This window comes from Algoriphagus halophilus (assembly GCF_041729275.1).
Classification (GTDB): domain Bacteria; phylum Bacteroidota; class Bacteroidia; order Cytophagales; family Cyclobacteriaceae; genus Algoriphagus; species Algoriphagus halophilus_A.
On the sequence record NZ_CP146486.1, the window covers coordinates 1,530,669 to 1,552,771 of the forward strand.

Genomic DNA, 22,103 nt, shown 5'->3' on the forward strand with positions numbered 1-22,103 from the left:
ATACTTCAAGAGTGCTAGAACATTTTGAGCCGTTTTTTATTTCTTATGCCGTTCAATTAAAACCTCCATCACTTCATCCAATTCGTATCCTTTGGCCTCCAGTAACACCAAATAATGGTATAATAAATCTGCTGCCTCTCCCATAAACAATTCCTTATTGTCATCCTTGGATTCAATGACTATTTCCACGGCTTCTTCTCCAACCTTTTGAGCTACTTTATTGATTCCTTTTGCAAAAAGCGAAGCAGTATATGACTGGTCAGTTGGATTATTTTTACGGTCTTTTATGATGGCTCTAAGCTGGTCTATAAACCCGGTTTTGGAGGAATTAACCTCAGCAAAACAAGTATCTGCCCCAGTATGACATACAGGACCTCTTGGATTTGCTTTTACTAAAATTGAATCTCCATCACAATCAAAAGCAATAGAAACTACTTCCATAAAATTGCCAGAAGTTTCTCCTTTGGTCCAAAGCCTATTTTTGCTTCTGCTAAAAAAAGTCACTAAACCTGATTTTTCGGTTTTTGCCAAAGCCTCTTCATTCATATACCCTTGCATCAGCACTATTCCACTGAGTGCATCTTGAATGATGGCCGGCACCAAGCCATCCATTTTTTTGAAATCTATTTTCATATCTTCTCAATCAACCTTTTAGGTTACAGAAACCTAGAAGGTTTTGTTAATTATTTACTAGTTTTTTCAAGACCTAGATCTCCATAACTAATCTGGAGGACCGGCCTTACACTAGCTCCATTTCTTGCCTTTAAAGATTCGGTTCTAGCATCTTGATACTTACTTCTAGTTTCTTTTTAATTCCTGATACTGATTTCTGAATCTGCTAAATAACTTTTCAGTTCAGGGATACCAATCTCCTTGAAGTGAAAAATACTTGCCGCCAGGGCAGCATCTGCTTTGCCAAAGGTAAACACATCTCGGAAATGTCCCATAGTACCTGCCCCTCCAGATGCAATCACTGGAATGGAAAGCGCAGAAGAAATCTCAGAAAGTAATTCATTGGCAAACCCCGCTTTGGTTCCATCATGATCCATAGAAGTCAATAGGATCTCACCTGCCCCACGATCACAAACTTCCTGAGCCCAAGCTTGGGTTTTCAACAAAGTTGCTTTACGCCCTCCATGCGTATGCACAAAATCAATCCCATCTACATTTCGGGTATCAATCGCTACGACAATGCATTGAGAACCAAACTCGGCAGCCATTTCATTGATCACTTGGGGATTCTTGACCGCTGAAGAATTGATGGAAATCTTATCTGCCCCGGCATTTAAAAGAACTTTCACGTCTTCCACGGTGGATATTCCTCCCCCAACGGTAAATGGAATATTAATCGCTTTGGCTACTTTGGTCACTAACTCTGCTAAAGTCTTCCTTTTGTCTACTGTCGCAGTGATATCCAAAAACACCAACTCATCTGCTCCCTCATCGGAATAGATTTTAGCAAGTTCGACAGGGTCTCCTGCATCCCGGAGCTCCACGAAGTTCACTCCTTTGACAGTTCGTCCTTCTTTGATATCCAGACAGGGGATAATTCGCTTAGTAAGCATTATTTGATTTCAATTAATATTACTACAATTTTCATTATTAGGAGTTCCTCATTCTAAATCTGGGAAGTACGAAATACGATTTACGAGTCCTGTTTTAGTGTTATCCATCCTTCCCATATTTAGCCTTAATTAATATTGATGATTGAGGTTCATTTCAAAATCGTCCCCGATATTCTATAGGGGCGTACTTCGTAAATCATACTTAAACGAAAGCTGCCAATTCCTCCAGTGTCACTCTCCCCTCATAATACGCTTTCCCAACGATGGTTCCATAAACTCCTATTTTCTCCAAATCCTCCAAATCTTTGACAGAGGATACCCCTCCACTGGCTATTAATTTCACTCCTGGAATTTCTTGAAGAATTTCTTGATACAGTTCCGAAGAAGGGCCTTGCAATAGCCCATCTTTGGCCACATCTGTACAGATTACATAGCTAATTCCTTTGGACACGTAATCCTTAATAAATGGAATCAAGTCTACTGTTGTGGTTTCTTCCCAGCCTCCCACTGCTATTTTTCTGTTTTTGGCATCAGCTCCCAAAATGATTTTCTCGGAGCCGAACTTGGAAACCCAGGTAGTAAATAATTCGGGTTCTTCACAGCTATGCTTCCTCCCGTCACTTGTTTCGCACCTAAGCTAAATGCTTTTTCAATTTCTTCGTCTGCTTGAATTCCACCACCAAAATCAACCTGCAAAGAAGTCCCAGAACTAATTTTCTCCAGCACCTCCCCATTGACAATCTTCTTTGCTTTGGCACCATCCAAGTCTACTAAATGCAATCGACGAATTCCAACACCTTCAAATCGCTTGGCCATCTCCAAAGGGTCGTCGTGGTATTCTTTTTTACTGGAATAATCACCCTGACTAAGGCGAACACATTTTCCTCCGATGAGATCGATTGCTGGGATTATTTGCATTGTTGGGATTTGAAAACTTTTAAAATAGATTATTGAAAAATTACGAAGTACGAAATACCAATTACGAGATTAACTTGAACTCCAACCATATTCTTCTAAGGTTTAACTTTTTTATTTATAAGTCTTAGGTTCAATTTAATGTCGTAATTCTAAAATCGTACATCGTAATTTAATAGATTTAAATACTTAAGAAATTACTTAGCAGCTTCTCTCCTACCAAACCACTCTTCTCTGGGTGAGCTTGAATGGCATAATAATTATCTCGTTGTAAAATAGCCGAGAAATCATGAATATAATGTGTCTGTGCAATAGTCAAGTCACTTAACTCGGCGTAAAAACTATGTACATAATATACAAATGGATTGGCCGGCAAATCCTTTAATAACGGATTGACTACCAAATTCTCCAATTCATTCCACCCCACATGAGGCACCTTAAATTCTTGGGAATTCTCAGGAACAAATCGCTTTACTTGCACAGGGAACACACCCATACATTCCGTATCATTTTCTTCAGAATGCTCACAAAGCAATTGTAATCCAAGACATACCCCAAGAAAAGGCTGCTTCAATTCCTTAATCAATTGATCGAGTTTTCGCCCTTTCAAATATTTCATGGCAGAACTTGCTTCTCCCTGTCCAGGGAAAATTACTTTATCTGCTTTCCTGATTTTTTCAGGATCATCCGTCAGTTCAGCATCTGCCCCTAACCGTTCCAGTGCATAAAGCACCGATTGGACATTACCTGAATTATATTTTATGACTGCTATTTTCATTTTTCATTGACGAACTCCCAGAATAAGGAGATAGAAAAACATATTTTCAATCTACTTTCTCCAGTATTCAATCAGTTTATTTAAATCACTCAAATTGAACATTCTTTGAACACCACATCCGTCCTCTCTATTTCTTACTTGCCAGCATCTCTTCCAATACCTCCTCTATTTCCGGAAGTGATTCATATAGCTGCTCATAATTATCAATCACAAAATATTTATCCTGAAAGTGATCTTTCCAGTACTCTTGATTCAAAATCCTCCTCACATCATATTCATAATGCTTCGGTTCATTTGAAAGGCTGAATTTAGTCTCTCCAGCCGAACTTAAGATACCAGCCCCGTAAATTTTTAACTCTCCATCCTCTTTTATTAACCCAAACTCAATGGTAAACCAATAAATCCTACTCAATAACTGAATAGCCCAAGGATTATCAATATGTTTCAAAGCAATTCCCGATAGCTTTTCCAAAAATCAACATAAGGTTGATTGGTCAACAAAGGCATATGGGCAAAAGCATCGTGAAACATATCCGGCTCCTCCAAATAATCCAATTGCTCCATTTTCCTTAACCAGGTGGAAGAAGGAAATCTTCGATTATTCAATAGCCCAAAGAACAAATCATCGTCAATCAAACCAGGGACTACTTGGACTGCCCATCCTGTACTTCTTTTGAGAATCTCATTCAATTCCTCAAAATTTGCGATTTTATCGGAAGTAAACCCGACTTCTTTCACTCCTTGTAAATAGGCCTTAGAAGCAGCTTTGGGTAAATTGGGCATCTGCCTATCAAAGAGAATTTTCCAAACCTTAAAATCCTCTTCGGTATACTGATCATATTCCTGCCTGAGTTTTTGAAGTCGGGGGTCGCTAAAGACCCAATTTTTAGGTTTTGTGTTCATGGTATTTGGGTATATTCTTGAGTATTAATAACTATTCTATTTGTCATAAGTTTCAGTTGTCCTGCTTCTCCGGAAGCTGGATGAAATTCATACAATCAGATGTTGCTTCTAGAGAAGCGACATATACTGTATCACAGCAACAAAAAGGCCTACTCCAGGAAGGAATAGGCCTCTATATTTTTTACCAAAAAACCATAGTATTCCTACCCCTTCATTGAGAATGGTGGTAAGAATGGTGTACAAAGGTTCTTGGCGTAGGATTCACTGTCGATTACTATTTGAAACTAATAAATCTTGTTTTACAAATACTGCATCTAATTTACAGAGAGTTTTCTCTAAAACAATAATTTAAAGTAATTCGAATCCCTTTCTCATCGCGAAACTCTCTCTAATCCAGGAAATCAATCTAGTACTTTGAGCAAAATCCAATGTTTGTTGACCATCTGAATAGGCTTTCTCGGGAATTTCATGGGACTCATAGATGATTCCATCTGCTCCTGACATCACACCTGCTAAAGCCATCTGAGGAACATAAGCTCTGATCCCAATACCATGAGATGGATCCACTATCACAGGTAAATGTGATTTTGCTTTCAGGATTGGAATCGCATTCAAATCCAAGGTGTTTCTGGAAGCTCTTTCGTAAGTCCTGATTCCTCTTTCACATAGGATCAACTTTTCATTTCCTCCAGAAAATACATATTCTGCAGATTGCAATAATTCTTCAATCGTTCCAGAAATCCCACGCTTGATCATTACGGCTTTATCTACTTTGCCTAATTCATCTAGCAAATTAAAGTTTTGTGAATTTCTAGCCCCCACTTGATATACATCCACATAAGGATACATTTCTTCTATTTGAGAAGTTTGCATCACTTCCGTGACGATCTTTATTCCTGCTTCATGAGCGATTTCATACCAAAGTTTCAACCCCTCTAAGCCTAACCCTCTAAATGCATAAGGGCTACTTCTAGGTTTGAAAACTCCACCCCGCATCATCTTCACATTATTTTCCACACAATGGGCTACCACAGCACGGATTTGTTCTTCGGACTCAATGGAACAAGGACCGGTAATAATGGCCATTTCCCCATCTTTGATAAACACATTATCTCCCAAATCAATGGAAGTAGGTTTTGCTTTCCATTTTTTGAAACCAATTTATATTCATCAGAAACAATGTGGATATCAACAATTCCATCCAACTGGCCTATTTTTCGGATATCAAATTCCTTTTTCCCTATTCCGATTAAGTAATCTCCTAATTGAGTTTTTACTTCAGTAGTCTTATAACCGATACCATTGACTTTTTGAATCAATTTTTCCTTTTGTGCTTCGGAAATATCGGGTTGCAATTGAATAATCATTTCTAAATATGAATTATGAACTATAAAGTACGAATCGAACAATTCAAGAATTCGTACTATAAATCCGCTTTTAATGTAACACCTCTTTTAAATATGCTTGAATATCCTGGTTAAGGTCTTTTGCATTTTTCAATACTTTGATAAATGCTGAACCAATAATTGCCCCATTACTATACTCAGAAGCCTTTGAGAATGTTTCTGAATCGGAAATTCCAAAACCGATCAATCTAGGGTTTTGTAATCCCATCGCCTTCACTCGCTTGAAATAAGCAATTTGTTCCTCAGAAATTCCTGCTTTCGCCCCTGTAATACTATGAGACGAAACCATATAGATAAAGCCATTGGAATGCTCGTCAATTTCACGAATCCTAGCCTCAGAAGTCTGAGGAGATATTAGAAATGTATTCACAAGACCATACTGTTCAAATAGTTCTTTGTATTCATCTAAATATTGCTGCATTGGAAGATCTGGAAGAATTAATCCATCAATTCCCACTTCTTGGCATTTCATGCAAAAAGCCACCATCCCGTATTGCATAATGGGGTTGAGATACCCCATTAATACCACTGGAAGTTTGATTTTTTCACGAAAACCCTCAAGTTGAGCAAATAGCTTTTTCATGGAAATGCCATTTTCCAAAGCAACCATATTACTTTCCTGAATAGTAGGACCATCGGCAACCGGATCAGAATAAGGAACTCCAATTTCAATGATATCAGCCCCTCCTTCCTGAATAGCCTCCATGATGGGCAATGTATCCCCTAGCTTTGGAAAACCAGCTGTGAAATAGATCGAGAGCACCCGGTCTTTTTTTGTATTAAATAGTTTATGTATTCGGTTCATGATTTTAGTGACAATTAAAAATGGCAGGTGACCTGTGATTGAAGAAATTGTTCACTTCAACCTTCTTACATCTTATTTCTGACTTCAATACTTCCCCCATTTAATGTAAGTATCTAGGTCTTTATCACCTCTCCCAGAAAGGTTGATTACTATCACATCGTCTTTAGCATATTCAATTAAATTCAATGCATATAAGGCATGAGCTGACTCAATTGCAGGAATAATCCCTTCAAGCTTACTCAACTCAATCCCAGCTGCCATGGCATCCTTATCCTCCACGGCAACGAACTCACCTCTGCCTACATCGAATAAATGTGCGTGAACAGGACCTATACCTGGATAATCCAATCCGGCAGAAATGGAATGCGGTTCTACCACTTGGCCATCCTCCGTCTGCATTAAGATGGTTTTCGATCCATGTAAAATACCCGGGGTTCCCAAAGCTGTAGTGGCGGCTGACTTCCCAGAACTAACTCCAAGACCAGCTGCCTCCGCCGCTACAAGTCTCACTCCAGGAGTATTATAATAATGGTAAAAAGCACCAGCAGCATTGGAACCACCGCCTACGCATGCGATGACGACATCAGGGTTTTCTCTTCCTTCTTTCTCTTTTAATTGCCACTTGATTTCTTCAGAAATGACAGATTGAAATCTAGCCACCATCTCTGGATATGGATGAGGACCCACTACCGAACCGATGATGTAATGCGTATCGACCGGATTATTGATCCAGGCACGCATGGCTTCATTGGTCGCGTCTTTCAAGGTTTTGGAACCGGAAGTAGCAGGTACTACCGTCGCTCCCAAAATCTTCATCCGCTCTACATTGGGATGCTGCCGAGCAATGTCAACTTCGCCCATATATACGGTGCATTCCATCCCCATCAAAGCACATACGGTAGCCGTAGCTACTCCGTGTTGACCCGCTCCAGTCTCTGCAATAATCCGCTTTTTACCAAGCTTCTTTGCTAAAATAATCTGACCGATCGTGTTGTTTACTTTATGAGCTCCTGTATGACACAAATCTTCTCTTTTAAGATAGATTTTAGCTCCGTATTTCTCTGAAAGTCTAGAGGCGAAATACAATGGAGTAGGTCGACCTACATAATCTTTCAACAGCCCTCTGAATTCATCTTGAAACTCTTGAGAGGCCATAATCGACTCATAGTTCTCCCGCAACTCCTCCACATTGGGATGAAGCATTTCAGGAATATAAGCTCCACCAAACTTGCCGTAAAATCCCTTTTCGTCTACTTTGATCATTTTTATTCTAGTTTATTGGCTTTTAAAAACTGCCAATTAATTTCTTTTTAAAACTTCTCAGTTTTCCAATATTCTTTACTCCAGGAGCATCTTCATATTTTGAGTTCAAATCCACCCCTATTAATTGGGGGAGCTTTTTAGCGAAACCCAAGACTTCTAAAGCTGAATCCTCATCCAACCCACCGCTGAGAATAAAACCTTTCTTAAAAGGATAACTCTCCAATACAGTCCAATTAAATTTCTTCCCGAACCTCCGTACGCCGGGGTTGCTGTATCAAATAGAAAATACTCCACCAAGTCCACATAATCCTTCAAATCATCCCAATTAATTTCCACTCCTACAGAAATCACTTTCCATATCTTTTTATCGGTTTTTGACTTTAATTCTCTGACATATGCCGGACTTTCAATACCATGCAATTGGATAACCGATAAATTAAATTCTTCAATCCTAGAAAGTATAGTTTCAATTGACTCATTCACAAACACCCCTACCTTCGAGACTTCAGTATTTTTCAACTCTTCTGATAATTCTGAAGAAACATACCTGGAGGATTTGGGGTAGAATATCAATCCCATCCAATCGGGTTTAATTTCCTGAAGTAGCTGCCGTACATTGTGGGAATTTCTCATTCCGCAAACCTTGATTTTCATCAGATTCCTACTTTCTCTTCTTCAGCAAGCAGCTTTTTATATTCCTTAATGAAATTGTATGCCGCTTGTTCAGGCCTACTTGATTTCATAAAATTTTCCCCAATCAGAAATCCGTCAAATCCAGCTTGTTTCAAAGTCACAAGCGTAGATGGATTAGATATTCCGGATTCAGAAATCTTCACAAAATTGGAAGGTATTTTGTCCACTAACTCCAAAGAGGTTTCCAAGGAAACATCAAAGGTCTTTAAGTTCCTGTTGTTGACACCTACTAAATCCAACTCATCACAAATGCTTCTTTCTAATTCTTCTCTATCATGTACCTCCATTAGTACTTCTAGTCCCAAAGATTTGGCAAAGGAAGCCAACTCTTTTAACCTGGTAGGCTCCAGAGCAGCAGCAATAAGTAAAACACAGTCTGCTCCTATTGATTTCGCTTCAATGATCTGATACTCATCGATCACAAAATCCTTTCTTAGAATAGGGCAGAAATTGAATTTCCTTGCTTCTTTTAAATCTGCATTGCTTCCTCCAAAGAAATCGGTATCTGTCAAAATAGATAAAGCAGAGGCACCTGCTTGCATATATCCTATACTCACTGCCTCCACTAATGCAGCTCCGTTGATCAGCCCTTTGGAAGGAGACTTTCTTTTGAACTCAGAGATAATTCCGGATTTTTCTGGGTCAGTCACATACTTTTTCATGGAAACCACTTTTCCTTCGAAAAAGATACTTTTCTCCAACATTTTCACTGGAACCAAGCTGCTCTTTTCAGCTACTTCTTCTTGCTTACGAGCGATAATTTTATCTAGAATATTCATGATTTATTAGGCTAATGAGACGCTGGTTTTTGGATTTACTAGGCCTTCAAACACTTCCAGTGCTTTGCCAGAAAGCAAAACTTCTTCGGCTTTTCCGACTGCATCAGCAAAGGACAATCCCTCCTCAGCTGTAACCAAGGCTGCAGCAGAATTGGCTATTACCACCGAATTCTGGCTTTTCGTCCCTTTTCCTTTCAATATATTTTCAAAGATTTTTGCCGACTCTTGAACAGTACTTCCTCCCAAAATTGAATCTGCCCTTAAGGTAGGCAAACCGATATTCTCTGGATTCAACACACGTTCTCCTTCATTGGAAATCATTTTAAATGGACCGGTGAGAGAGATTTCATCATACCCGTCCAAGGCATGAAGGATCGAAAACCTTCCGTTCATATCCTGATATAAATACCCATATAAACGGGCTAATTCAAGACTAAAAACTCCTACAAGCTGCTTTCTAGGAAAGCTAGGATTTACCATAGGACCCAGCATATTGAAAAAGGTTTTTACACCTAACTCTTTTCTGATGGGTGCTACATTTTTCATAGCCGGATGAAACAGGGGTGCATGTAAAAAACAAATCCCAACATCATCCAGACTTTGACGGATTTTGTCGATATCATTTGTGAATTCATAGCCGAAATAGGCTAACAAGTTGGAAGATCCACAAATTGAAGAAACCCCAGTATTTCCATGCTTTGCCACATTTTGACCTGCTCCTGCTACTACAAAAGAGGAAAGTGTGGAAATATTAAAGGTATCTTTCCCATCTCCACCCGTGCCACAAAGGTCCATGGCATCGTATTCCGCAATTTCTACCGGCACACAGAGTTCTAGCATTGCCTCTCTAAAACCTGACAATTCTTCCACGGTGATGCTTCGCATCAGGTAAATGGTCATAAAAGCGGCAATTTGACTTTGGTTGTAATTACCACTGGTTATATTTTTCAATACCTCTTTAGCCTCTAGTTGAGTAAGCGTTTTATGTGCAATGAGGTGGTTTAAAATATCTTTCATGATGGGATTGATTTACGTTAGAAGAATGATTAGGAATTCTCCAACCAATTTTGAATGATTTGTACTCCATTTTCGGTAAGAATGCTTTCTGGGTGAAACTGAAGCCCTCTTACATCCAATGTCTTATGTTTGACTCCCATGATTTGATTATCAGGAGTTTGAGCAATGATCTCCAGGTCCGGCGAAAGGGTGGATTCGTCGATAACCCAAGAGTGATATCTACCTATCTTAAATGTATCGGGAACGCCACTAAAAAGCAAATCAGGCCTCACAGTCACTTGGGAAGCTACTCCATGAAGTACTTCTGACAAGTTGATCAAGCTGCTTCCAAATGCCTCTCCTATGGCTTGATGGCCTAAGCACACTCCCAAAATAGATTTTGTAGCGCTTATTTTTTTAATAATTCAGGCATAATCCCTGCATCTTTTGGGACACCCGGTCCTGGCGAAAGCAAGATTTTGTCATATTGATCGACCTCCTCTAGAGAAATTTTATCATTCCGAATATATCCATCTGATTTCCATACCCTAATTTCCGCACGATGTAGACCAGGTTATAGGTAAAGGAATCGTAATTATCGAGAACTAAAATTCGCATTGTTATTACTTATTATTTTTCTATTCTGTGATTAGCCCTTGACAATTAAATACTTTCTGCTGCTCTTAAAGCCACTCTAAGTGCTTCGAGCTTATTAGAAACCTCTTGTAATTCAGAAGGGATGGAAGATTTTGCGACCACACCAGCACCTGCTTGAAAACGCAAATAGTTATTTTCAGAAACAAAGGATCGGATTAGGATGGCGTGGTTAAAATCTCCGTTAAAGCCCAAGTACCCTATGGCCCCTCCATAAAATTCCCTGGATGTATTTTCCAGTTCGTCTATCAATTCCATCGCCCTATATTTTGGAGCTCCGGAAAGCGTGCCTGCCGGAAATGTATCTGCTACTAATTGGAGTGGATTGGCCCCAGGAGTGAGCTCTCCAGTCACTTTAGAGACCAAGTGGATCACATGGGAATAATATTGAATTTCCTTAAACACCTCCACATTGACATGAATAGAAGATCTGGATAAATCATTTCTTGCCAAGTCCACTAACATCACGTGTTCAGAATTCTCTTTTGGGTCGTCATATAGTTTTCTTGCCAATACCGCATCTTCTTGGTCATTCCCTGTTCTTCTGAAGGTTCCTGCAATAGGGAAAATGGTGGCTTTTTTATTTTTCACTACAATCTGAGCTTCTGGCGAACTTCCAAAAACTTTAAAAGACCCATAGTCGAAATAAAACAGATAAGGAGATGGATTTACAGATCGTAATGCTCGGTAAACATTAAATTCATCTCCTTTGAAGGCAGTTTTAAATCTTCTAGATAAAACTATTTGAAACACATCCCCTTTAAAGCAATGCTCTCTCCCTTCATTAAGGATTTTCAAAAACTCTTCATCAGAATAATTGGAAGTCTCTTCTCCTAATCTTTTAAATGAGTAAGAAGGGATATTTTTATTATTTAACAGGATTTCAATTTCATCTAACTGAGGCTCTTCCTCAAAGCCTTCTACCTGATGCTCAAACATATGCAGCTCATTCTTGTAGTGGTCCACTACAATGATATTTTGATAAACTGCGTATTGAAGCATCGGGACATCACCAGGCTTGGTGTTTTTTAGTTGGATATCCTCGAAATAAGAGACAGTATCATACTGTATATATCCAAAAAGTCCATTCGTACTAAATTTAAAGCCGTCGGATTCTCTTGAAAATTTATTACCAAAAGCCCTAAGACTATCCATAAGCTTTAAATTACTGCTCACAGAATACGTTTCCGTTTCGCCATTTGGAAGCTTTTCTTCTACCTGACCTGCATTAAAAGTAAAAGTTGCCAATGGATTAAAGCAGATATAGGAATAGCTGTTTTCCTGTCCATGGTAATCTGAGCTTTCCAATAAAATCGGATTGACAAATCTATCCCTTATTTGTAAGTAGATACTTACCGGAGTAATGGTATCTGCTAACCGCTTCCGGTAAGATGTGATGATTTGAAAATTTGACTGGGACATTGTTAGGGTTTTTTGATCATAAAAAAAGGCTTACTGGGAATTCCAGCAAGCCTTAATATTTCGTGCAACAATCTTTAGGCACGGGCTTTCTGAGCTTCCCTTGGAAAGAATCGAAATGCCACCACCAATATGTTGCTGCTATTGTTTTCATAAGTTTCGGACAAATTTAGAAACGGATCTGATATAGCAAAACTTCTTTTCAAAATTTTACGCTTATTTTTGAAAAAAATCAAGTTTAATCCATGGCTACCACATTATTTCAGTATTTCAAGAGAGTTTTCGATGATTATCAAGTGCTCGTACAAGTAAATCCAAATGATTATACTGGAACAGAATTGATTATTCACCCGGATGGAAAGGTGGAAAAGACCATCATGGAATTTGACGAAGAGATTTTTGAGGATTTAGAAGAGGATGAATTTAAGACCTGTAGTCCATTGGAATTCCAACTCCATTTATCTAAAACTTGACAGAAATTAGTGGGCGCTTAAATTATTCGCCTGATATTCAGTGTCACCAGCCATAAATTAAGTAAATAATGCGTTTAAGGATTGTAAACCGTAATTTTTGACTTACCTTTGTGGCCTAGCGGCACGACCAGCTCCTGCTGAATCCCCCAGGTCCGGAAGGAAGCAAGGGTAGGCGGTTGTAGCGGTGCGATGCCGCTTCTTTTTTGCCCAATTTTTTGTGAAGCCATAATAATTCTGGTTCCTAATCTTGATTAATCTTCTAACTTTGCTCAGGCAATTAAATCTATTTAACCTTGGATTTCTGCCTTGTTTAGGACTTTCCTGATTTTTGGAACATCCCAAAGGAAGAAAATCAAATTCACACCTATTTTAATTTATCAAACATGAAATTCTTTATCGACACTGCTAATCTGAATGATATCAGAGAAGCTTATGATTTAGGCGTATTGGATGGAGTTACCACCAATCCTTCTTTAATGGCAAAAGAAGGAATCAGTGGCGAAAGCGCAGTAAGAGACCATTATAAAGCGATTTGCGATATCGTAGATGACAAAGTGAGTGCTGAAGTTATTTCCACTGACTTTGAAGGAATGATCAAGGAAGGCAAGGAACTTGCAAAAATTGACGACAAAATTGTGGTTAAAATCCCAATGATTAAAGACGGGGTAAAAGCTATCAAATATTTCCATAGTGAAGGAATCAGAACCAATTGTACATTGGTATTTTCTGGAGGTCAAGCTATCCTAGCAGCCAAAGCAGGAGCTACTTATCTTTCTCCCTTTATTGGAAGATTGGACGATATTTCTTTCGACGGACTTCAGTTGATTGAGCAAATCGTACACATCTATCAGACCTATGGGTATAATACCGAGGTTTTAGCAGCTTCTGTAAGGCATACCATGCACTTGATTAAATGTGCTGAAATTGGAGCCGATGTGGTTACTTGTCCTTTGAAAGTAATTACAGGTTTATTAAATCATCCTTTGACCGATTCAGGATTGGCACAGTTTCTGGCTGATCATGCGAAAGCGGCTGGAAAATAATCTGAAGAAGGCCGACTATTGTCGGTCTTTTTTTTAATTTCCCCATATGTACATCATTAAAGTAAAAGGCAAAGCAAAAATCCCTGATTACATCCAAATACGAGATGAAAATTTCGTATTGGTTGCCTATTTTAGAGCAGATAGACCTTTAAAAAATATTGAGAAATTTGGTCTAGAGGGAAAAGAGGAGGAGTTGGAGTCATTGATTCAGGGACTGCCCTTTGGTAAACTTCAAAAATTAGATCTTTAAATAATGGATTTCAGTACTGATCCGGTATTGCAAATTAGCAATGCCACTATCTTCCAGGGAATAGAACCTATTCTATCTGATGTGGACTTCTCCGTAGAGCCCCATGAGTTTGTATTTTTGATAGGTAGAACTGGAAGTGGTAAAAGTTCACTTCTCAAAACTTTGTATGCAGATCTAGAACTCAAAAGTGGGAAGGTAGAAATCGCAGGGTTTGACCTTACCAAAATAAAAACTAAGGAAATCCCCTACTTAAGAAGGAAAATAGGAATCGTCTTTCAGGATTTCCAATTATTCAATGACAGAACTGTTGCTGAGAACCTCATTTTTGTCATGAAGGCGACAGGATGGAAAGATTCTTCAAAAATTAAAGCTAGAATGGCCGAAGTTCTTTTATTAGTAGGATTAAACAATGCAGCTAGCAAAATGCCACATCAATTGTCAGGAGGAGAACAACAAAGAGTAGTGATTGCCAGGGCATTACTGAATGAACCTTCCATTTTATTGGCCGATGAACCTACAGGAAATCTTGACCCGGATGTAGCCGATGGAATCTTCAAACTTTTTCAGGAGATCAATAAAAAAGGAACGGCTATCTTGATGGCAACCCATAACCATGAGTTATTACGTAAGTACCCTTATAGAGTCTTAAAATGTGAAAATGGAAAATTATTGGATAGTAAAACCCATGATGTTTCTTTTGGATCAACTTATTAAATAAATTCAAACATCCCTCTCCTTATTTCGTTCATATAGAGCCCTTTAACACAAATCATATGAAATTAACCAAATTACTTAAACTATCCTTACTTCTTTCATTAACCGTATTTGGTTGGAGTTGTAAGGATAAAGAGGACACTGAACCAGTAATTGATCAAGAATCAGACACAGCTGTGAACAACTGGATTCTTGATGTCATGGATGAGGTATATTATTGGCTGGACAATCTGGGGACGCCAATAGCTGACGATTCTGATCCAGAAGATTATTTTAATGCATTACTTTATAAGCCCACAGACAGATTTTCTGTCATCTATCCTGATTATCAGGAATTAATCAATAATCTAAGCGGGGTGACATTGGAAGCTGGATATGAATTCCAACTTTACTTAGAAAGTCAAGGAAGCACCAATGTCATTGCAGAAATCTCTTACGTAAAAAAAGGAAGTCCCGCAGAGAGTGCAGGATTAGTAAGAGGAGACATTATCACGAAGATTAATGGCACCCAGATTACCACTGATAACTATCGAGATTTGTTAAGCGAGATCGAATCCCAGCATTCCATCACTTATCTGAGCTTGAACCCTACCACTTTGGTATACGAACAGCAACCTCCATTGACTTTGGAAACTGTTCAGTTGGCTGAAAACCCTAATTATATCGATACTATTTACACGATCGATGGAGAAAAAATTGGATATTTCATGTATAACTTCTTTGCGCCTGGCAATGGAGGAACAAGTACCACTTATGATGATCAGGTAGATGAGATTTTCGCAAAATTCAAATCTGAAAATATCAATCACTTAATAATTGACTTTAGGTATAATGGAGGTGGATATGTTACCTCTGCCACTAATTTGGCAAGTTTGATTGCTCCTGCTGTAACTACCTCAGACATTTTCTCAAAAACTAAATACAATAGCTTTTTGATGTCAGAGATTCCTGAATTGAGTGATGTCAAAACCAACTTTAGAACCAAAACGCAGAATCTAGGTAATATTTTGGATGGCAATAGAGTGTATATTTTGACTTCTCCTCGTACAGCATCCGCTTCTGAATTAGTCATCAATGGATTGAAACCCTATATGGACGTCTTCTTAATTGGAGATAAAACCTATGGTAAGAATGTAGGATCGATTCCATTCGAAGATGAAGAAAATTCGGAGAATCCTTACGGTTTATTACCTATCGTTAGTAGAAGCTTTAATAGTCTTGATCAATCAGATTATACAACAGGGTTTACACCTAACATCTCTGTAAAAGAGTCTTCTGAAAGATTGAGACCACTTGGAGATATTACTGAACTATTATTGAGAACAGCAATATCCCAAATTACAGGAACTCCCTCTTCAGGTAGATTTGAAACCCTTGATCGAGTAGACATAGGAAGTACTTTGGACCGAAAAGTCCGAACAGGAATAATGATAGAAGAACAGATCATCAAATAAATGCATTTTGGCCTCAAGAAATTGAGGCCATTTTTTTTGACTTATTTTTTTGATAGTAATAATTGGTTTTAATTCAAAATTTCATGACATTTTAAACTGTTAAAACCAAATATCAACCAATTAGGTGTCTAAATCACCAATTTTTAACCAAACATCTTATGAGTTACCAAAACAAACTTTGGAGAAAGCCATTGCTATTTGCAGGCTTATCCTTGGGGATTCTGGCATTTTCTTGTCAGCCCCAAGATGAATCGCCCCTTTCATCCGATACCGTAGAATTTATTGGATATAATCATGGAGAAATCATCCCTGGAAAGTTCATCGTGACTTTACAACCTACCGGTTTAAACTTCAGAAAAGACATGTCTTATGACGCTGTACAAGCTGCGATGAGAAAAACTGGTTCTGAACTTCTAGCAAAGTATAGAATCTCGGAAGAGAGTTTAGGATATGTTTACGGAAGCAGTATTGAAGGTTTTTCAGTTACTTTAACGGATGACCAAGCAGAAATTTTAGCAAAAGATCCTTCCATCAAGTCTGTTGAACCAGATAGAGTAATTGCTTTGGCGCCCCTCCAGGAAAAGGACCAGGAAACGGAGGAGGAGGCACTCCTTCTGCGCAAGAAACCCCTTACGGTATCACCCGTGTTGGAGGGGGCCAAACCTATACAGGTACCAAGAAAGCCTATATCATTGATTCGGGTATTGACTCAAGTCATGAAGATTTGAATGTCGACGCCAACCTTGGATTTAATGCATTTTCCAAAGGTAAAGATGCCGACATCGCAGTGGATGGAAATGGTCATGGAACTCACGTTGCCGGAACAGTAGGTGCAATCGATAATGAAATCGGTGTAGTTGGTGTAGCTGCAGGAGTAAAAGTTGTTCCCGTCAAGGTTTTAGACTCTAGAGGATCAGGCTCTTATTCTGGTGTCATCGCTGGAGTGAACTTCGTTGCAGGCAATGCTTCTACTGGAGATGTTGCAAATATGAGCTTGGGAGGTCCTGCATCCTCTGCATTGGATGCCGCTGTTGAAGCATTAGGAGCAAGCGGGGTAAAAGTAGCATTAGCTGCTGGGAATGAATCTTCCGATGCAAATAATTCTTCACCTGCACGTGCTAATGGAAATAATATTTACACTGTTTCTGCAGTTGGGCAAGGAGACATTTATGCCTCTTTCTCTAATTTTGGTAACCCTCCTATAGATTTTGCTGCTCCAGGAGTTGGAGTTTTATCTACTGTTCCTGGAGGATATGCAAGCTATAGTGGTACCTCTATGGCTTCCCCTCATGTTTGTGGAATCCTGATATGGAACAATCCAAGAAATGGCGGAGCAGTTATCGGTGACCCTGATGGAACCATAGATCAGGTAGCCATTAAATAATAGCTATTTAGAAATTAAAAAAAGCGACTCCGATGAGTCGCTTTTTTGCTTATTATCAAATTGTTAAGTTTTAATATTCTGATCTCTAAAACTCTACAGAATTTTAAATTTGTAAAAAAGAGATGGACATGGAACTTGTAGCTAGTTTATTATTATTACTTACTGTTTATTTTTTCGGCTCACTCTCACTCATTCAAGAAGTAATACAACCAAAAGTTTCAATAGAAATTGATCAAGTTTCTCATAAAAAACACATTGTATCTAATTATTCCAAAATTTTGCTTTTAAGCTTTACTACTTCTCTTTTACCTACCACAGTCGCTTACTTTTTATTCTTTTAAATTAAAAATGACATCAAAAAAAGAGAGCTGAATTGAACTCAGCTCTCTTTTTTTATAAAAACTCGACCGTTTATTGTGCCTTTTTCAAATTCTCTTTAGCTAATTCGTAAGTAGAGTCTAATTGAATGGCTTCTTCAAAAGCAGTTTTAGCTTCTGGCTTTGATCCTTTATCCAAATAAATCATTCCTTTCAAATTTAAAGCTGCTGCTTTCATGCTCACTTCTTGAGTAGCACCTTCAGAGGTATTGAATCCAATCTTATCATCCGCTTTTGCATTTTTAATCAACATGTTTGTTGAATTTAAAGCCTCATCATAACGTTTTAGTGAATATTGGATAAATGCTGATTTGTAAAGACTAAAATTATCTCCAGTCAAAAGGTATAAACTTTCAAAATGCGGCAAAGCTCTATCTAAAGCACCAACTTGCTCTAAGGAATATGCTGCTATTTCTAAAGCACCTACACTTTTATCATTTACACTTAATATATCCATTGCCACCAAGGCAGCAGATGTATATAAGTTGTTTTCAAAATATAATCCTGCTAATAGCTCTGGATACCGCAAATCTTCTGGATTCCTCACCATTAATTCATATAGTTTTGTTCTGGCAACCAGTGGATCTGCATAGCGTAATGCCAATTGGTAAGATGCTTGATCTTGGGTATTCAAAACTTTTCTGGTTTTCTGATCCAATCTAGGGATAGAATCTGCTGTTTGGGCAATAATTGGGCTGGCACAAAGGACCAGGAGCAGCATGAATAATACGCGCTTCATTTTTCGATTTATTTATTTTGATGATGATTTTGGAAGTTCACTGACTGGAAATAGGCCTTTTGATTTGGCTATTTCAAACATCAATGCTCTTGCCTTTTCGGGCTTATTTTGAATTTTGCCCTCCAATATAGCTTCTTTAATTTCTTCTTTTATCTCTCCCACGATTTTTGATGGAGATAGTCCGAAAGTTTGCATAATTTCTTCTCCAGAAACCGGAGGTTGGAAATTCCTCACTTGATCTTTCTCTTCTACTTCTAGCAATTTCTTTTCCACTTTATCAAAGTTGTCAAGATATCGCTTTACACGTCTATTGTTTTTTGATGTTACGTCTGCTCTACAAAGCTTCATTAAGGAATCAATGTCATCCCCCGCATCAAATAAAAGTCTTCTAAGGGCAGAGTCAGTTACTTCATCTTTTACAAGGGCAATAGGCCTTAAGTGCAAGCGGACTAATTTTTGGACAAATTTCATCCGGTCATCCATTGGCAATTTTAATCTCCGGAAGATTCCTGGAGTCATTTTGGCTCCTTTGTCTTCATGACCGTGGAAGGTCCATCCTACTTTGGAGTTAAAACGTTTAGTAGCAGGCTTTGCTATATCATGTAAAACTGCAGCCCATCTCAACCAGAGGTCATCGCTCATCTGAGATACATTATCCAGCACCTGTAAGGTATGATAGAAATTATCCTTATGGGACTTATCATCTACGGAATCAACCCCTTGAAGATCCACCATTTCCGGAAAAAACTCATGAAGTAATTTTCCGGCAAACAACAGCTTAAACCCGTAAGATGGTTTAGGTTCCAGTAAAATCTTATTCAACTCGTCAATAATTCTTTCTTTCGAAATTATTTTGAGCCGGGAAGCATTTTGGGTTAGTGCATAAAATGTATCTGCATCAATATCAAAATTTAACTGAGATGCAAAACGGACAGCTCTCATCATTCGAAGCGGATCATCGGAGAAGGTCACATTAGGATCCAAAGGAGTCCTGATAATTTTTCTTTTGATGTCGTTGAGCCCCCAAATGGATCTAGCAGTTCCCCATAGTTTTCCTTATTTAAGGAAATGGCCATGGCATTGATAGTGAAATCCCTTCTCTCAAGATCTTCTTGTAGAGTGCCATCCTCTACAATAGGTTTTCTGGATTCACTACGGTAAGACTCTTTTCTGGCCCCTACAAACTCAAGCTCCCAATCATCTAATTTGATCATGGCCGTTCCGAAATTCTTAAAAACGGAAAGCGGTACATGTTCATCATAGCTCTCTGCCACTTCTTTTGCTAATGAAATCCCACTTCCTACACAAGTAAAATCAATGTCCTTTTTTGATTTTTTATCCCTCTCTAAGATTAGATCTCGGACATATCCTCCCACTACAAATGCTTCCACATTTAGTTTTTCTGCTGCTTTTGCAACTTTTTCAAAGACTTCTATCCCTTCTAAATGTGCTTTAAAATTCATTCTTTTAATATTTTCACATCCCCTTCCGCTCCTAGATACATTTCTTTAGTACTGGTGCTAAATAATGGGAAATAAATATCAGTTTTGACCTCAGGCTTCTCAACAGAATTTAACTTCACTAATACAGGCTGTGAAATTTGAAAAAGTAGTTTATTCCAATTCGGCTCTCGAATCAATGAAAACTTGATCAATTCATTTCCCCTTGGTCCCCCTTTCAAAATCTGATTTGGCTTGCTATGGTAAATCGTTGGTTTTGAAGCAAACTCAACGATATCCAAAGAGACCTCAGAAAAAGGCTCACAAATTGTTCTGATCTGGAATAGATCAAACAATAAATAAACCCAGTCATTCCCAAAGGATGGTGACCAGTGATCCTGAGACAAGATCGTAATGGTATTTCCATTTCCTTCCTGAATGGAAAGCTTACCTTCTTTTCTAAATAACTTTAGATACGCTGAATGGTCCAATGTCTGTTTTTTTGTCACAAAAATAATCAGAATATTGAGAGCAACCCTTTTCTAGCCAATTCAAACAAAAAACCTCCCGATTAAAGGAGGTTTTCAAGTTTAAAACAAGTTGGTTTAGTTTTCCTGTTTCGCAAGTTTTCGATTGATGAAGAAGCTAACCAGCAATCCTAACCCACCGAAAATAAATATGCAGGCAGGATATGAAACATCTGAATCCATTCCCCCTTGCTCCAAGCTAGCTCCAATAAGAACTCCTACACCGATTCCAATTGCAAGCAAAGCAATATTCAAAATACCCTCAGAGAAACTAAATTTCCTTCCAGAATTAAAAACAGAGGCATCTGCCCCCTTTTCAATTAGCGCCAATCTTTCTTTGTTTCTACTTGTTAGGTATACATAGATAATCCCAAATAAAGAGGAGAAGATTATCAAGTTTACAAGAACTGTGGTTGCGTCCATAAGTATATTTTTAAGGTTTTATTTTCTTTGATGGGGGCTACAACACAAAAGGTTACAAAAACTAAAAAAATATTTCGTAACTTCTTAGGAAGTTTTTGCATCTAAAGTAAAAATGCATTTCAAAGAAGACCTCCACTATATAGAAGAGACCTTAAAAGGTAACTTAAATGCTTTTGGGCAATTGATCCAAAAGCACGAAAAGTATGCCTTTACTTTGAGCTATAGAATCTTGAGAAACCATGAAGAAGCAGAGGAAGCTACACAGGATGCATTTATGAAAGCCTATAGTGCGCTCAAGACTTTTGAAAGAAAATCTAAATTTACGACTTGGCTTTATAAGATAGTCTACCATGAGTCTTTGGGTCGATTGAGAAAGTCCAAAAAAGACATGATTGAATTAGACCTGATTCTCGAAACAGAAGAAGCACCTACAGAATTTGTGAATGGGCTAAATCTATTGCATAATCAGGAGAGAAAACAATTGATCAAAAAAGCGTTAAATAACCTGAAGCCAACGGAGTCAGCAGTATTGACTTTATTCTATTTAGAAGAACAAAGCATAAAAGAAATAGAACAAATAACAGATCTGACTGAATCACATATTAAAATACTTTTGCATAGAGGTCGAAAAAACATGTTATCCTCTTTACAAAAGATAACCAAGCAGGAATTAATCAATTTGCTATGAAAAATCTAACTAATCAGGAAGATGCTTTTATGAAAAACCTTTTTCAGAAGCAGGAAGCGAATCCCCTTCTTTGGATTTTCATCAAAGAATACTGTCTCGCATAGAAGCAAATAAAACAATTGCATATCAACCTTTAATTTCACCGAGAATTTTAAAATTAATTGGTTTAGGAATTATTTCTTTAGTATTGATCACTGTTATATTTTTGCCTGGCCAAGAAAGCTCAGCACCTTATTTGAACAATCTATCTAATTTGCTTTCAAGTCCGGTTTCCATCAGTTTACCTAAATTATACTTCCCTAAAATACAATTGGGACCAGTATTTAATACTTCCCTATTTGCTTTTTGTTTTTTATTGGGAACATGGATATTTTATTTAAGGAAAAAATATGATTTGCAATAAAAAAAGGCAGCTC

The 22,103-nt window shown here is 38.1% G+C and carries 20 protein-coding genes, 1 other RNA gene and 6 pseudogenes; 10 read left to right on the top strand and 17 right to left on the bottom strand.

Annotation, left to right across the window (positions count from 1 at the left end):
- Positions 1-36: 36 nt before the first annotated feature.
- The 13 genes and pseudogenes from hisIE to V8V91_RS08225 form a co-directional block, all read right to left on the bottom strand.
- A complete protein-coding gene (hisIE, locus tag V8V91_RS08165) occupies positions 37-633 on the bottom strand; it encodes a bifunctional phosphoribosyl-AMP cyclohydrolase/phosphoribosyl-ATP diphosphatase HisIE (protein WP_373399641.1) in 597 nt (198 codons plus the stop codon).
- A gap of 176 nt (positions 634-809) precedes the next feature.
- Positions 810-1,565, bottom strand: a complete 756-nt coding sequence (gene hisF, locus V8V91_RS08170; RefSeq protein WP_373399642.1) for an imidazole glycerol phosphate synthase subunit HisF — start codon at positions 1,563-1,565, stop codon at positions 810-812.
- Positions 1,566-1,767: 202 nt separating this feature from the next.
- Positions 1,768-2,483: pseudogene (gene hisA / locus V8V91_RS08175) on the bottom strand (1-(5-phosphoribosyl)-5-[(5-phosphoribosylamino)methylideneamino]imidazole-4-carboxamide isomerase).
- A gap of 178 nt (positions 2,484-2,661) precedes the next feature.
- Complete coding sequence (gene hisH / locus V8V91_RS08180) at positions 2,662-3,258, bottom strand: imidazole glycerol phosphate synthase subunit HisH (RefSeq protein ID WP_373399643.1); 597 nt, start codon at positions 3,256-3,258, stop codon at positions 2,662-2,664.
- 127 nt (positions 3,259-3,385) lie between these two features.
- Positions 3,386-4,161 (bottom strand): annotated as a pseudogene (locus V8V91_RS08185) (phenylalanine 4-monooxygenase).
- Between the two features lie 348 nt (positions 4,162-4,509).
- Positions 4,510-5,528 (bottom strand): annotated as a pseudogene (locus V8V91_RS08190) (bifunctional 3-deoxy-7-phosphoheptulonate synthase/chorismate mutase).
- Positions 5,529-5,598: 70 nt separating this feature from the next.
- Positions 5,599-6,372, bottom strand: a complete 774-nt coding sequence (trpA, locus tag V8V91_RS08195) for a tryptophan synthase subunit alpha (RefSeq protein WP_373399644.1) — start codon at positions 6,370-6,372, stop codon at positions 5,599-5,601.
- 84 nt (positions 6,373-6,456) lie between these two features.
- A complete protein-coding gene (trpB, locus tag V8V91_RS08200) occupies positions 6,457-7,635 on the bottom strand; it encodes a tryptophan synthase subunit beta (RefSeq protein WP_373399645.1) in 1,179 nt (392 codons plus the stop codon).
- A gap of 22 nt (positions 7,636-7,657) precedes the next feature.
- Positions 7,658-8,289 (bottom strand): annotated as a pseudogene (locus V8V91_RS08205) (phosphoribosylanthranilate isomerase).
- Entirely contained in the window at positions 8,289-9,107 is an 819-nt protein-coding gene (gene trpC, locus V8V91_RS08210; RefSeq protein ID WP_373399646.1) for an indole-3-glycerol phosphate synthase TrpC, read from the bottom strand. The pseudogene V8V91_RS08205 and the gene trpC overlap by 1 nt, the downstream one beginning before the upstream one ends.
- Positions 9,108-9,113: 6 nt before the next feature.
- Positions 9,114-10,124 carry an anthranilate phosphoribosyltransferase gene (gene trpD, locus V8V91_RS08215; protein ID WP_373399647.1) on the bottom strand — a complete coding sequence of 337 codons (1,011 nt, stop codon included), beginning with the start codon at positions 10,122-10,124 and terminating at the stop codon, positions 9,114-9,116.
- Between the two features lie 29 nt (positions 10,125-10,153).
- Positions 10,154-10,721: pseudogene (locus V8V91_RS08220) on the bottom strand (aminodeoxychorismate/anthranilate synthase component II).
- Between the two features lie 45 nt (positions 10,722-10,766).
- A complete protein-coding gene (locus V8V91_RS08225; protein WP_373399648.1) occupies positions 10,767-12,179 on the bottom strand; it encodes an anthranilate synthase component I family protein in 1,413 nt (470 codons plus the stop codon).
- A gap of 242 nt (positions 12,180-12,421) precedes the next feature.
- On the opposite strand from V8V91_RS08225, the gene V8V91_RS08230 reads away from it, so the two are divergent.
- The 8 genes from V8V91_RS08230 to V8V91_RS08265 all read left to right on the top strand — a co-directional run bounded on the left by V8V91_RS08230 (position 12,422) and on the right by V8V91_RS08265 (position 17,494).
- A complete protein-coding gene (locus tag V8V91_RS08230; protein WP_074226540.1) occupies positions 12,422-12,649 on the top strand; it encodes a hypothetical protein in 228 nt (75 codons plus the stop codon).
- Between the two features lie 115 nt (positions 12,650-12,764).
- Positions 12,765-12,851: signal recognition particle sRNA small type (gene ffs / locus V8V91_RS08235), an RNA gene on the top strand.
- Between the two features lie 181 nt (positions 12,852-13,032).
- Complete coding sequence (gene fsa / locus V8V91_RS08240) at positions 13,033-13,692, top strand: fructose-6-phosphate aldolase (RefSeq protein ID WP_373399649.1); 660 nt, start codon at positions 13,033-13,035, stop codon at positions 13,690-13,692.
- Positions 13,693-13,738: 46 nt separating this feature from the next.
- Positions 13,739-13,942: a fructose-6-phosphate aldolase gene (locus tag V8V91_RS08245; protein ID WP_074226538.1), complete on the top strand. Its 204-nt coding sequence runs from the start codon at positions 13,739-13,741 to the stop codon at positions 13,940-13,942.
- A 3-nt stretch (positions 13,943-13,945) separates the two neighbouring features.
- Complete coding sequence (locus V8V91_RS08250) at positions 13,946-14,656, top strand: cell division ATP-binding protein FtsE (RefSeq protein WP_373399650.1); 711 nt, start codon at positions 13,946-13,948, stop codon at positions 14,654-14,656.
- A 59-nt stretch (positions 14,657-14,715) separates the two neighbouring features.
- The gene (locus tag V8V91_RS08255) at positions 14,716-16,110 is read left to right on the top strand and encodes a S41 family peptidase (RefSeq protein WP_373399651.1); all 1,395 of its coding nucleotides are present in this window, start codon (positions 14,716-14,718) and stop codon (positions 16,108-16,110) included.
- A gap of 158 nt (positions 16,111-16,268) precedes the next feature.
- Positions 16,269-16,838: a protease inhibitor I9 family protein gene (locus V8V91_RS08260; RefSeq protein WP_373399652.1), complete on the top strand. Its 570-nt coding sequence runs from the start codon at positions 16,269-16,271 to the stop codon at positions 16,836-16,838.
- A complete protein-coding gene (locus V8V91_RS08265) occupies positions 16,835-17,494 on the top strand; it encodes a S8 family serine peptidase (RefSeq protein WP_373399653.1) in 660 nt (219 codons plus the stop codon). The genes V8V91_RS08260 and V8V91_RS08265 overlap by 4 nt, the downstream gene beginning before the upstream one ends.
- Positions 17,495-17,905: 411 nt before the next feature.
- Here the strand turns inward: V8V91_RS08265 and V8V91_RS08270 are convergent, their stop codons facing one another.
- The 4 genes and pseudogenes from V8V91_RS08270 to V8V91_RS08285 all read right to left on the bottom strand — a co-directional run bounded on the left by V8V91_RS08270 (position 17,906) and on the right by V8V91_RS08285 (position 20,999).
- Complete coding sequence (locus V8V91_RS08270; RefSeq protein ID WP_074226533.1) at positions 17,906-18,610, bottom strand: lipopolysaccharide assembly protein LapB; 705 nt, start codon at positions 18,608-18,610, stop codon at positions 17,906-17,908.
- 12 nt (positions 18,611-18,622) lie between these two features.
- Positions 18,623-20,073 (bottom strand): annotated as a pseudogene (locus tag V8V91_RS08275) (CCA tRNA nucleotidyltransferase).
- Positions 20,070-20,558 (bottom strand): hypothetical protein, encoded by a 489-nt coding sequence (locus V8V91_RS08280; protein WP_373399654.1) that lies wholly within the window; start codon positions 20,556-20,558, stop codon positions 20,070-20,072. Before V8V91_RS08280 ends, V8V91_RS08275 begins: the two are co-directional and overlap by 4 nt.
- Before the next feature lie 96 nt (positions 20,559-20,654).
- Complete coding sequence (locus V8V91_RS08285; protein ID WP_074226530.1) at positions 20,655-20,999, bottom strand: DUF6249 domain-containing protein; 345 nt, start codon at positions 20,997-20,999, stop codon at positions 20,655-20,657.
- Between the two features lie 112 nt (positions 21,000-21,111).
- On the opposite strand from V8V91_RS08285, the gene V8V91_RS08290 reads away from it, so the two are divergent.
- Both V8V91_RS08290 and V8V91_RS08295 read left to right on the top strand, forming a co-directional pair.
- Complete coding sequence (locus V8V91_RS08290) at positions 21,112-21,687, top strand: RNA polymerase sigma factor (protein ID WP_373399655.1); 576 nt, start codon at positions 21,112-21,114, stop codon at positions 21,685-21,687.
- A gap of 70 nt (positions 21,688-21,757) precedes the next feature.
- A complete protein-coding gene (locus tag V8V91_RS08295; protein ID WP_373399656.1) occupies positions 21,758-22,090 on the top strand; it encodes a hypothetical protein in 333 nt (110 codons plus the stop codon).
- Positions 22,091-22,103 lie beyond the last annotated feature (13 nt).